The 12,414-nt window shown below is 43.0% G+C and carries 15 protein-coding genes; 9 read left to right on the top strand and 6 right to left on the bottom strand.

Going from position 1 to position 12,414, the window contains the following annotated elements; all coding sequences use genetic code 11:
• Positions 1 to 96: 96 nt before the first annotated feature.
• Positions 97 to 678: a YdeI/OmpD-associated family protein gene (locus tag ACVPPQ_RS04705; protein ID WP_463496062.1), complete on the bottom strand. Its 582-nt coding sequence runs from the start codon at positions 676 to 678 to the stop codon at positions 97 to 99.
• 176 nt (positions 679 to 854) lie between these two features.
• Here ACVPPQ_RS04705 and queG point away from each other — a divergent pair, with 176 nt between their 5' ends.
• Positions 855 to 2,012 (top strand): tRNA epoxyqueuosine(34) reductase QueG, encoded by a 1,158-nt coding sequence (gene queG, locus ACVPPQ_RS04700; RefSeq protein ID WP_463496337.1) that lies wholly within the window; start codon positions 855 to 857, stop codon positions 2,010 to 2,012.
• A 49-nt stretch (positions 2,013 to 2,061) separates the two neighbouring features.
• Here the strand turns inward: queG and ACVPPQ_RS04695 are convergent, their stop codons facing one another.
• The 3 genes from ACVPPQ_RS04695 to ACVPPQ_RS04685 form a co-directional block, all read right to left on the bottom strand.
• Positions 2,062 to 2,430 carry a hypothetical protein gene (locus ACVPPQ_RS04695; protein ID WP_463496060.1) on the bottom strand — a complete coding sequence of 123 codons (369 nt, stop codon included), beginning with the start codon at positions 2,428 to 2,430 and terminating at the stop codon, positions 2,062 to 2,064.
• Positions 2,427 to 2,618 (bottom strand): hypothetical protein, encoded by a 192-nt coding sequence (locus ACVPPQ_RS04690; protein WP_025082767.1) that lies wholly within the window; start codon positions 2,616 to 2,618, stop codon positions 2,427 to 2,429. Before ACVPPQ_RS04690 ends, ACVPPQ_RS04695 begins: the two co-directional genes overlap by 4 nt.
• Before the next feature lie 88 nt (positions 2,619 to 2,706).
• The gene (locus tag ACVPPQ_RS04685) at positions 2,707 to 2,883 is read right to left on the bottom strand and encodes a hypothetical protein (RefSeq protein WP_463496059.1); all 177 of its coding nucleotides are present in this window, start codon (positions 2,881 to 2,883) and stop codon (positions 2,707 to 2,709) included.
• Between the two features lie 341 nt (positions 2,884 to 3,224).
• Here ACVPPQ_RS04685 and ACVPPQ_RS04680 point away from each other — a divergent pair, with 341 nt between their 5' ends.
• From ACVPPQ_RS04680 to ACVPPQ_RS04645, 8 genes are all read left to right on the top strand, one after another.
• Entirely contained in the window at positions 3,225 to 4,361 is a 1,137-nt protein-coding gene (locus tag ACVPPQ_RS04680; RefSeq protein ID WP_463496058.1) for a betaine/proline/choline family ABC transporter ATP-binding protein, read from the top strand.
• Positions 4,362 to 4,375: 14 nt separating this feature from the next.
• Positions 4,376 to 5,002, top strand: a complete 627-nt coding sequence (locus ACVPPQ_RS04675) for an ABC transporter permease (protein WP_463496056.1) — start codon at positions 4,376 to 4,378, stop codon at positions 5,000 to 5,002.
• 9 nt (positions 5,003 to 5,011) lie between these two features.
• Positions 5,012 to 5,947: an osmoprotectant ABC transporter substrate-binding protein gene (locus ACVPPQ_RS04670; protein ID WP_463496054.1), complete on the top strand. Its 936-nt coding sequence runs from the start codon at positions 5,012 to 5,014 to the stop codon at positions 5,945 to 5,947.
• Complete coding sequence (locus ACVPPQ_RS04665) at positions 5,944 to 6,603, top strand: ABC transporter permease (protein ID WP_025082770.1); 660 nt, start codon at positions 5,944 to 5,946, stop codon at positions 6,601 to 6,603. The genes ACVPPQ_RS04670 and ACVPPQ_RS04665 overlap by 4 nt, the downstream gene beginning before the upstream one ends.
• 17 nt (positions 6,604 to 6,620) lie before the next feature.
• On the top strand, positions 6,621 to 6,986 hold the full coding sequence (locus ACVPPQ_RS04660; RefSeq protein ID WP_463496052.1) for a hypothetical protein: 366 nt from the start codon (positions 6,621 to 6,623) through the stop codon (positions 6,984 to 6,986).
• 73 nt (positions 6,987 to 7,059) lie between these two features.
• Positions 7,060 to 8,292: a DUF2075 domain-containing protein gene (locus ACVPPQ_RS04655; protein ID WP_463496051.1), complete on the top strand. Its 1,233-nt coding sequence runs from the start codon at positions 7,060 to 7,062 to the stop codon at positions 8,290 to 8,292.
• An 83-nt stretch (positions 8,293 to 8,375) separates the two neighbouring features.
• Positions 8,376 to 9,227 (top strand): aldo/keto reductase, encoded by an 852-nt coding sequence (locus tag ACVPPQ_RS04650; RefSeq protein ID WP_463496049.1) that lies wholly within the window; start codon positions 8,376 to 8,378, stop codon positions 9,225 to 9,227.
• A gap of 331 nt (positions 9,228 to 9,558) precedes the next feature.
• Positions 9,559 to 10,914, top strand: coding sequence for a hemolysin family protein (locus ACVPPQ_RS04645; RefSeq protein ID WP_463496047.1), 1,356 nt, complete (start codon positions 9,559 to 9,561; stop codon positions 10,912 to 10,914).
• A gap of 58 nt (positions 10,915 to 10,972) precedes the next feature.
• Here the strand turns inward: ACVPPQ_RS04645 and ACVPPQ_RS04640 are convergent, their stop codons facing one another.
• Together ACVPPQ_RS04640 and ACVPPQ_RS04635 are read right to left on the bottom strand one after the other, a co-directional pair.
• Positions 10,973 to 11,836 (bottom strand): DegV family protein, encoded by an 864-nt coding sequence (locus ACVPPQ_RS04640; protein WP_463496045.1) that lies wholly within the window; start codon positions 11,834 to 11,836, stop codon positions 10,973 to 10,975.
• A gap of 153 nt (positions 11,837 to 11,989) precedes the next feature.
• Positions 11,990 to 12,364: an iron-sulfur cluster biosynthesis family protein gene (locus tag ACVPPQ_RS04635; RefSeq protein ID WP_463496044.1), complete on the bottom strand. Its 375-nt coding sequence runs from the start codon at positions 12,362 to 12,364 to the stop codon at positions 11,990 to 11,992.
• Positions 12,365 to 12,414: the final 50 nt, after the last annotated feature.

Raw genomic sequence — 12,414 nt, 5'->3', positions numbered from 1 at the left:
ATCGATTATTCGGTCCCTATCACACTTAGATTGTAATTGATGACGTCTCATGCTTTTTGATTCTAGTTGATGCATTTCCCATAATACTCCCGATATTTAATAATTGATTAAGCGCCCACTATCATTCCAACCACCATACATTTTATTTTCTCTGGTGTTTTCGATAAATTTATCCAAACGTTTTTGGAACAGTTCGGGTTGCTTTTTTTTAATTTGGATAGTATCAATACGGACTCGTTGATAAAGTTCTGGAAATTTTTTGAAATTTTCGTATACTACTTTGTCATTTTGAATGGCCTTCATGACTTCCTCGTCAATCGTAAACGAATCCTGTGATAAATCTGGGCAGCATTCTCGCCCCTGATCAGTCATTAAACCAAGCTGTTCTAGTCGACGTACACGTTCCTTGTTTAGTTCTGACCATTGACTTTTTTGACGCCTTGGCGACATTCTCTGAGCTAACTGCGTTTCTGAAACCTTTTTTATCGTACTATCTATCCACCCAAAACACATAGCTTCCTCGACAGCATCTAAATAATCCATTGTTTTATTGAGCGTCCCAGATTCTGTTGCTCTTGTTGTCAAAACCCAACATTGCTTTTTAGTATTAGCATTTTCTTGAAGCCACTTTCTAAATTGCTTCCGTGTTGTGACTTGTAAGATAAAATCGATTTCCATCTAGATCAGCTCCAATATTGATATTACGAATTATTATAAGCAACACTATTGATATTGTAAATATTGTCTTCACTTCTAACAAGTGCTATGAGCCCTGGGACTATCGTATTTATTAGAATGTTCCTGTCGGTTCGTTCCACGTGAAACATGATTTTTTGAAAGGAATTGATGGCGCCATGCCAACCCTTAAAGAACAAGTCATCGCAGCCAGCCAATCGATTGGAATTAACAAGATTGGTTTTACAACCGCGGCCCCCTTTGATTACTTAGAAGCCAGCTTAAAAGAGCAACAACGAAATGACCATTCAAGTGGCTTTGAACACAAAGTGTTAGAAGAACGTCTTTATCCCGAATTGATTTTCGACCAACCAAAATCAATTATCGCCATTGCCCTCGCCTATCCGACGAAAATGGCAAATAAACCGGCCCGAACAGGTGCTAAACGCGGCAGTTTTGCGCGGGCCTCTTGGGGCATTGATTATCACGATATCTTGCGTGATAAAATGGCGCAATTAATCGACGCGATCAAAGACTTAGCCGCTGACGATGCCGAGGTGACGTTTAAACCAATGGTCGACACTGGCGAACTGAGCGATGTGGCTGTTGCACAACGCGCCGGTTTAGGGTTCATCGGCTTGAACGGTTTATTGATTACCCCTGAATTCGGTTCATACGTTTATCTAGGTGAAATTATCACCAATATTAAGTTCGAACCCGACGTTCCGATGAGTAATCAATGTGGCAGTTGTACGCGCTGTATCGATTACTGTCCACCATCCGCATTGCTGGGTGATGGCCGGTTGAACGCCAAACGTTGCTTGTCTTATCAGACGCAGACTAAAGGTTTCATGCCGGAAGAATATCGGCCTAAAATTCGGAGCGTGATTTATGGCTGCGATATTTGCCAACAGGTTTGTCCGTTTAATAAAGGTAAAGACTTTCATTTCCATCCCGAAATGGAACCCGATCCGGAATCGGTCATGCCAGAACTCCAACCGCTCCTAACGATTGGTAATAAAGAATTCAAAGTTAAATTCGGACACCTAGCCGGTTCTTGGCGCGGTAAAAAACCGTTGCAACGAAACGCCATCATCGCGTTAGCCAATGTTAAAGACCGTTCGGCTGTGCCCCAACTCTTACAATTGATCGACACCGACCCACGGCCCGTCATTCGCGGGACCGCCGCTTGGGCAATTGCCCAGCTGACTCGCGATGTGACGCCCGAATTAATCACTTTTATGCAACAAGCCGAAGCGCAGGAATCAGATCCTGAAGCCCAAGTCGAATTTCAAAACGCTTTAATCAAATTGAATGAACAACTATCTGAAAATTAGTCAAAAAAGCGGCGGAAATCTCAAGATTTCCGCCGCTTTTTTAGGTTGTTTAAGTTAATTCTAATTTTTGCACTGAAAAGTAGTCTTGTAATAAGCCAATAATGAACATTGCACCACAAAATAAGACGAAGTAACGTTCAAAATCAAATAGTAATCTAATCACAATCACCGTGCCAATGATAATGACACCCCAACTGATTTTTGACCGTTGCCAGTTTTGCGGATTGTAAATGGGATATTTGCGATAAATGACTTTCGCTAACAGCCATAGATAACCGATCATTAGCGCGATTAAAGTGCCTGCTTCAAACCAGTAAAATTGATTACTCAAGCTTGAAGACTGGCGCCCAAAGGCAATCAGTAGCAGTAACAAGCAATAATTAACATTATTGATTAACGCATATTTTAAATGAGTCATCGATTATCTCGCCGCCATTCCTTGAGCCAACTCAGCATTAATAAGAACACCATGAAACCGATTATTCCCAACCAATCAGTGTAGAGACCCCTGATTAGCGCGCCAATGATTAACACCGCGCTAAGTATTAAGAGCCCCTTAAAATGAATCATAATCCAATCCAGTAGCGCATCAATGATACTAGTCATCGGAATCACCGCCTTCACTAAACCATTTTCTTATCTTGATTATACTACCATTGACCATCGCCGTATATATTTGGTATACCAATTCCAATTATTCGATTGGTTCGTTTAATAATCTCTCGATAATTAGTCCCGCTACCAACAATGTCATTAATAGTATTAATTTATCCGAATTATTCGATAAATTCAGTTGTTGCACTAATAAGATATTTAACCCGAACCCACCAATCAAGATAAATGCCCGTTTTATTAATCGTTTTGTCACCACCTAACTAGCCCCCATTAATACACTTTATGCCCTGTCTTTCATTATGCAGAAGTTCATTAAACTTAAATAGCAAGTAATGCTTACCTAGGGGGAAGTGATGCTTTCCCCCTAGGTCGCTTAAGTCCATCTTTTTATTTCCCGGGAATTATTAGTTCCTAAAAAATAAACGGCTGCCACAATTAATTCAATCTTGTTTAGTCATTCAGAATTACTCAGTGTTTTTAATTTACTTTTTGACTAGCGTTAGTTGTAAGCCTTATCCATTGACACTTGCTCATTAGCTCCTTAACATGAATATTATCAATAGATTAATATTAAGACATCTTTTTAGGAGGTTACTGATGGCCCATTATCTAGAATTTGACCATGTTTCTAAAATTTATCGCGGTGGCAATAAAGCCGTTGATGATATTAGCTTTTCGGTTGATCAGGGTGAATTTATCTGCCTGATTGGGACCTCTGGTTCCGGTAAAACAACCACGATGCGTATGATTAACCGCATGATTAATCCAACGCACGGGACAATTACACTCGACGGTCATTCACTAGCCGATACTGATCCGGTTAAACTTCGGCGCCAGATTGGCTACGTGATTCAAAACATCGGATTAATGCCCCACATGACGATTCGCGATAACATCACAATCGTCCCTAAATTATTAAAATGGCCGGAAGACAAACGCGAACAAAAAGCCAAAGAACTATTGAAACTCGTCGAGCTGCCCGAAGATTTTTTAGACCGCTATCCGAGTCAATTATCGGGGGGCCAACAACAACGGATAGGTGTCATCCGCGCTTTAGCGGCCGGCCAAGATATTATTCTAATGGATGAACCGTTTGGGGCATTGGATCCGATTACCCGTGAAGCCCTACAAGACCTTGTGAAACAACTCCAAACTAAAATGGGCAAAACGATTATCTTCGTGACCCACGACATGGACGAAGCGTTGAATCTGTCTTCGCGGATTGCGATTATGGACCACGGCAAAATTATTCAATTCGATACCCCGGCTGAAATTTTACGGCATCCCGCCAATGATTTCGTTAAAAATCTAATTGGCCACGATCGTTTACTAGAGGCTAAACCGGACGTTGAAACCGTTGGTCAAATTATGTTGACCACGCCGGTCACGATTACGCCCGATAAATCACTGGAAACGGCGATTAAATTGATGCGCGAGCGCCGGGTCGATACCTTACTAGTCGTTGATGAAGGCCAGCACCTGAAGGGCTTGGTCGATTTAGAAAATATTGACCATCATTATCGTGATGCGACCGCCGTTAGCGATATTATGTTGACCAAGATCAATCACGTCAATCAAAGCGATCTCGTCCGCGATACTATCGAACACATCTTAAAACGTGGTTGGAAATACGTGCCCGTCGTTGATGATCAACAACACTTAGTCGGCATTGTCACCCGAACAGCCCTCGTTGATGTCGTCTACGATGCTGTTTGGGGCGACACAACCGATTAAAGGAGGTCATTTGGATGCTTACTTTTCTCAACCAAAATGGTACAGAATTACTGATTAAAACTTGGGAGCAACTCTATATTTCAGCGATTGCTTTATGTTTAGGCGCATTGGTCGCAGTTCCGTTAGGTATTAGCTTAACGCGCTTTCCAAAGACTGCTAAAGTTGTCATCGCCATCGCCAGCATGCTCCAAACAGTCCCCTCTTTAGCATTATTAGCGCTGATGATTCCACTGTTCGGGATTGGTAAAGTGCCCGCGATTATCGCGCTCTTCATCTACTCGCTATTGCCGATTCTACGCAATACCTACATCGGCATGAACGCTGTTGATCCCGTTTTAAAAGATAGTGCTAAAGGTATGGGCATGACGCCACTTCAATCGATTCTACAGGTGGAAGTTCCAATGGCGACCCCAGTGATTATGGCCGGGATTCGTTTATCGGCCGTTTACGTGATTGCTTGGGCAACGTTAGCGTCTTACATTGGCGCTGGCGGTTTAGGTGATTTCATCTTCAACGGTTTGAATCTCTTCAAACCCGATTTAATTATCGGCGGGACGATTCCCGTTACCCTTTTAGCATTAATCGTTGATTTCTTACTCGGCCGGCTTGAAAAAAAGCTGACGCCAGTGGCTATCAGATAGGAGGTCGCTATGTCTCATATTCGTAAATTAATAACAACCATGACACTGCTCACCAGCTGCCTCTTACTCTTGAGTAGCTGCAGTTTCCCAGGATTAGGCGGTTCCGCTAAAGATACAATTCGGATTAGTTCGCAAAGCACGACTGAATCGCAAATCTTGGCCAATATCGTCAGCCAGTTGATCGCCCACGAAACAGATAATCAGGTTGAACTCGTCAATAACTTAGGCTCTTCGACCGTCACCCATGAATCATTGATCCGTGGCGATGCCGATATCTCCGCCAGTCGGTATGCCGGGACTGAAATGACCGGGACCTTAAAATTAGCACCTACCAAAGATCCCGTTAAAGCACAACAAATTGTTAAAACCGAATTCAAAACACGTTACCAGCAAACTTGGTTCCCAACTTACGGTTTCGCGGATACTTACGCGTTCATGGTGACCCAAGCCACCGCTAAAAAATACCATCTCGAAACCGTCAGCGATCTCGGCCGAGTTGCCGACCAGTTAACCGCCGGCGTTGATTCCGTTTGGGTCAACCACGAAGGTGATGGTTATCGCGAATTCAAGCAAACTTACAACTACGACTTCAAGAAAGTCGCGCCAATGCAAATCGGTTTAGTTTACAGCGCTCTAGCGGCCGGTAAAATGGACGTCGTCTTAGGTTATTCAACTGATGGCCGAATTAAAAGTTACGACCTGAAAGTACTCAAAGACGATCGACAGTTCTTCCCACCCTACGACGCTAGTTTGGTCGCCACTGATCAAATTTTAAAGGCGCATCCTGAATTGAAACCCTTATTAAATCGGTTATCCGGTCAGATTGATTTAGCGACGATGCAAGCGCTCAACTACCAAGTCGATAACGATTTATTGGAACCGTCCGTCGTCGCCAAACAATTTCTCCAAAAACACGATTACTTTCAGAAAGGAGCCGCCAAATGACCAATCTGAATACTTGGCAACAACTTATTTATTATTTTGAACATAATGGTCTTTACGTTTTAAGCCAGTTTAACCGTCATTTCTTGATTTCAATTTACGGCGTCTTACTCGCGGCGATTATTGGCATTCCCCTCGGAATTCTGATTGCGCACCGCAAACGGCTAAGTGATGTTATAATTGGGGTAGCGAATGTGATTCAAACCGTCCCCTCGTTAGCGATGCTGTCGATTATCATGCTCGCCATGGGGCTGGGCACTAACACCGTCATTATGACCGTGTTATTATATTCCTTACTGCCGATCATCAAGAACACCTACACTGGCATGATTAACGTCTCAGAAACGATTTTGGATTCTGGTCGGGGCATGGGCATGACTAAATGGCAACTGCTAACCATGGTCGAACTGCCACTCTCCTTATCAGTCATTATGGCTGGGATTCGAAACGCATTAGTCGTGGCGATCGGGATTACGGCGATTGGTGCCTTCGTCGGTGCTGGTGGACTTGGTGATATCATTATTCGTGGCACCAACGCGACTGACGGTGGCGCCCTAATCTTAGCGGGTGCTTTACCAACGGCTTTAATGGCGATTATCGCCGATCTAGTCTTAGGTTTTATCCAACACCGCCTCGAAGCGCCGCAAGCACGTCTTTAATTTAGGAAGGTGATTTTATGAAACTCTATCAAGCGCTCACGCAAGTCACGCTAAATAACCAAATGGTCGATGATCTACCCGATTTTACGATCAAATCAATTCTTGAAAAACCGTTAACGTTCTCACCATCGACGTTATACCACTACATTGATACTGTCTTAAAAAGCGGTTCTCGCCATGACGAAAATAATTTAAAGTTCGTGACTGACGCGATTTTCATCACGGAAAACTTCAATTTTAAAGCGACGGATTTCGAACAATACGCCCAAAGTTTCGAAGAACGGGTGACTCTTTCCCGCCAAATCGTCGCTGATTTAAACCGGCACGTCTCCGTCAATCTCGATTTAAAACAACATGAATTCCAACTTGTTTTTGTCGATTAACCAGTCACCACCAAAAAGCCAATCCTGCGCAATTGGGTTGGCTTTTTAATTGCTGTTAAAGGAGTCCTTACCCGTGCCGAACGCACAACGTCAAAATAGCGCCCTCTACAAACTGAATCTCACGACTAATCAATTAACCAATGAACAATCGCAATTAAAAACGCAGATTCGCCAATTTTGTGAAGCGCATATCACTGCTCAACACGCCACATTTTTAATCCAAGGGGCGGCCGGTACTGGCAAAAGTGTGATTCTCAGTAGTGTCTTCACTGAACTGCAAACACTCGCCCGCCAGACACCAGATTCACCACTCTTTCACACTGACAACCGTCTATTGGTCAACCATCCCGAAATGTTGAAACTCTATCAACAAGGCGCTGCCGACTCAGCCGTGCTCTTCAAAAAAGACTTTCAACGGCCGACAACCTTCATCAACCAAGCGCTTAAAACCGAGACGGTTGCCGATATTGTCTTAGTCGATGAAGCTCATTTATTATTGACCCGCAGTGATCCGTACAATCATTTCAATCAGACCAATCAGCTAGATGAAATTATCAATCATAGCCGAATTACCATTCTGGTTTTCGATGAACAACAAGTACTGAAGGTCAAAAGTTTCTGGTCTGATTCTCAGCTACAACAACACTTACTAACTGGCCCAACCCAAACCGCACAACTGACCCATCAATTTAGAATGCAGACCGATTTAGCCGTTACTAATTGGATTAGTGCCTTGCACAATCGACAACTCCAATCACTCCCCAATCCCACTGACTTTGATTTCCGCATTTTTGCGGACGCCAACGAACTGTACCAACAGATTCGGTTTAGAAACCAGACCAGCGGCTTGGCGCGGATGCTAGCGACCTATGATTTTCCGGCCACTTTGAATGACGGCCATGACCATTTCGTTTCAACACCGACTTTCAAACTGCGCTGGGATCGTTATCAACCAACCGCCAAAACTTATTGGGCAGAACGCGAAGATAGTCTGGATGAAGTCGGTTCGGTTTATACGATTCAAGGTTTCGACTTAAACTATGCAGGGGTCATCTTAGGCCCTTCGGTTGGTTACGACGCGCAAACCAATCGACTAATCATTCGGCCTGAGTATTACGAAGATCAAGCCGCCTTCGCGGGGGCCACGAAATTACCCCATCCCAATCAAGCCAAATGCCAGATTATCTTAAATAGCATTTACGTCCTATTAAGTCGGGCACGCAACGGTTTATACCTGTATGCTGTCGATCCCGCATTACAAAATCGGCTTTTAACGTTACAATCTTCAAAATTTCCTGGGAAATAATCGCGAGTTCAATCACTTTCCAATAATAAGTGGAACAGTTAAACTATTAGAAGTACTCAATTCATTCAAAAGGAGTCTTTCTCATGACACACTTAACAGATCCTTATATCTTAAATAACGGCCTGGCAATCCCTAAGCTTGGTTTTGGCACTTGGCAAACCCCAGATGGCGCAACTGCCGTACAAGCCGTTAAAGACGCGCTGACGGCTGGCTATCGGCATATTGATACGGCCCAAGCTTACGGTAATGAATCTAGCGTCGGTCAAGCCATCCAAGAAAGTGGCGTCGCGCGTTCAGATTTATTCTTGACCACTAAAATTTGGAATGCTAATCACAGCTATGAACTAGCTATGAGCTCATTTGCAGAATCACTTCAAAAACTACAAACAGACTATGTCGACTTACTATTGATTCACTGGCCTAATCCAATTGACTTCCGTGACAACTGGCAAGCTGCGAATGCCGAAACTTGGCGGGCGATGGAAACACTTTATCGCGCTGGCAAAGCCAAAGCCATCGGGGTCAGCAACTTCCAACCGCAACACTTAGAGGAACTCGCTAAAACGGCTGAAATTCAACCGATGGTCAATCAAATTTTCTTAGCACCTGGTGAATTACAACCTGCCGTAGTCAGCTACTCACAAGACCATCACATGCTACTTGAAGCTTACAGCCCCCTTGGTACCGGTAAAATCTTCAAAGTTCCTGCCATGCAACAATTAGCTGATAAATATGGCCGTTCAATTCCACAAATTGCACTCCGTTGGTCCTTACAACACGGCTTCTTGCCACTCCCTAAATCGGTGCATGCTGAATACATTCAACAAAACACCGACGTCTTCGATTTCGAATTAACCAACGAAGACATGGCCTTAATTGACGCGTTAGACGGCGTCGTCGGGAAGGCTCAAAATCCAGATACGGCCACTTTCTAAGCGTACTTTGAGTGATGAATAACAACTGAGCATTAACCTAAAATATCATCTAAAAAGCGTCTGTTTAACCAAAAATCAGGTTATACGGACGCTTTTTGGTGCCCGTCAGAACCGATGACCTAAAACCCCATTTCCTTGCCAAATTCGTTTAACGCATTGATCCTAATTTCGATTTAGTTTAGATATTTAACAATTTGGTTTACCTAACCTTTGAATTATGGTATTTTCATTATGACACGTTATAAAATCAGACTTATGACCGACGTTATTTACCGTTGAGAGTCTGAAAATGGTAGAATAGAATTAGTTATTAAAGAAATGGGGAATTATATTGTCAAGTGGTCAGATATTTTCCAATCTGTTCATTATGCTCGTCACCTTCTTTTTTGCCGCCTTCTTCGTGGCCGCCGAATTTGCACTCGTTCAAACTCGGCCTAGTGCCCTAGAAGACGCCATTAATTCAGGTAACGGCAGTCCTAAAAAATTAGGTCTCGCCCTTAAAATGACACAAAACTTGAATGAGTATTTATCAACCACTCAAGTTGGGGTCAGTGTTGCCGGGATTATTTTAGGTTGGATTGGTGAATCAACGGTTGAAACCATTCTGGTTGATTTATTAGGGTTAACGCATTTAGTCTCGAACGGTAGCCTGCACATCATTGGCGCAATCGCCGGGGTCTTAGTTTTAACTTATTTAGAAGTGGTTTTCACTGAAATTGTGCCTAAGAATATCAGTATCGATATTCCAATGGAAATGTTGATGGCCGTTGCACGACCGCTTCATTACTGTCACCTGCTGTTTTATCCCTTCGTCTGGTTACTCAACATCTCTGCAACCGGCGTTGTGAAATTAATCGGTTTTGCACCCGCCGATGAAGGTGGCGACGTCCTTTCTCAAGCCGAAATTATTAGTCTCTCTAAAAATGCCGTGACCGGTGGCGAACTAGATCGCAACGATTTAGTTTATATGCAACGGGCCTTCGATTTTAACGATCGGATCGCCAAAGACGTGATGGTCGATCGGACCAGTCTGTATGTCGTTGATATTACCGATACCGTTAAAGAAGTCTTAAAAGATTATTTACAACAAGGTTTCAGTCGCTTCCCAGTCGTCGCTGAAAATGATAAGGATAAGATTCTCGGTTACGTCTACGCTTACGATTTAGTGCGCCAATCACAGGTCGATGATTCAATCCGCGTTAGCAAATTGCTCCGTTCAATCATTTCAGTGCCCGAAGCCACACCAATTCACAGTTTATTAAATCAAATGATTAAGAAACAAACCCCAATCGTCGTCGTCGTTGATGAATACGGTGGGACGAGTGGGATTGTCACTGATAAAGATATTTACGAAGAATTATTTGGGACGGTTAAAGATGAAATTGATGATGTTTCCGATGAATACATCATCAAAGAAGGCGATAATCATTACCGCGTTAGTGGTAAAACAACCTTGTATGATTTTGACCGTTTCTTTAAAACTAAAATCGACACGTTTGAAGCTTCCGATAGCGTTACCGTTGCCGGTTACGTTTTAGAAAATTTTGATCACCTACAACAAGATATGGTGATTCAAATTGACCAATTTGATTTAAAAGTCGCTGAATTCAACCGCGGCTACATCGATTGGTTTGAAGTTACGACCCGCCCAGTTGAACTTGACGACTCGTCAGAAACAACTGATTAATCACACAACAAAAAAACGGCATCACCACTATTAATGGTGACGCCGTTTTTTGTTTGTACTAAATAGTTAAATAATCTCGACTCCAGATAACGCCCATGACTTTTTCACCAGTGTGTACGCCGACCACCGGCCCGATATGACTGGCTTCAATCGGAATTTCGGGGAACTCGGCCTGCAAAGTCGCCACCCATTCGGCACTTTCTTCCGGATTATTGCCATCGACAACGCACGCCCGAATTGGATAATCAACATCAGCAATCGCTGCTTTGAAATCCGCCAATACTTTTTGGAAAGCCCGTTTTTTTGTCCGTTCCTTGGTCAACGCCACAATCTGGCCCTGGTCATTAAAACTGAGAATCGGTTTAATTCGCAACAGATTACCGACAAACGCGGCACTGTTTGAAATCCGCCCCGTCCGCAATAAATGACTTAAATCGTCGACAACAAAATATACACCAACCGTCTGGCGCATCGCTTCTAATTTAGGGATAATCGTTGCAGCGTGTTCACCCTGCGCTACTAATCGAGCTGCGGTTAAGACTAAGTAAGCTTCACCGGCGCTCGTGACTTTAGAATCGAACGGGTAGATTTTAAGCCCCTCGATTGTTTGCGAATAGGCCTGTAAATTATTGATAAAACTCGTAATCCCACTGGAAAGGTGGATACAAATCACTTCGTCAAAACCCTGTTCAATCAATTGGTCAAACACCTGTTGCATTTGGCCCATCGTAATCTGTGAAGTCGTTGGTAATTTATCCGTTTCACGCATCTTGGTATAAAATTCTTCTGCGGTAATTTCAATATTTTCTAAATAAACTTGTTGGTCAAAAATAACGGTAATCGGCACCACAATCACGTGATTCGCCTTGGCAACCGCTGGCTCTAAATAAGCAGCACTATCTGTAACAATCGCTGTCTTCATGTCATACTCCTTCATGGTACACCACTTTTGGTTATTATCCCACCTTACAACCAAAATAACAAACTTGACTTATCTCATCATTTTCGCCCACCTAAAAAGCCACACTCATCTTGAATCTACGACGAGTGTGACCTATGATCAGATAAAGCAAATTTATTTAGCGAGTTCTGCAGGATCTAAAACGACGATTTGAACGCGATCATCTACTGCCCCACCGTTATTCTTTAAGGCGATAATTTGATTTCTAGGGTTTAATGATAAGACCTCATGGCCGTCAAAATAAGTGTCTGAATAGCCTTTATAATAGACCGGGCCTAATTCTGAATCGAAATGGGCTTGATAATCTTTCAATTCAATATTCCCAGGTACGATTAACAAGCGGAAGTTCGTGTCTAAAGTACAATACCCAACCTTTGAAAGTTCACCGACCCCATCATCTAAATCCAACAATAATTTTTGGTCTGCTGTCAATTGCTTTTGAATCTTTTGCAAAGCTTCTGGTTCAATCTTTAATAACACTGCAATCATCCCTTTCAACTATTCAGTTTACACCAATTTAGGTTTTACACAATCTATTT

Source organism: Latilactobacillus parafuchuensis (genome assembly GCF_055271665.1).
This window is presented reverse-complemented; position numbering and strand designations above follow the sequence as displayed.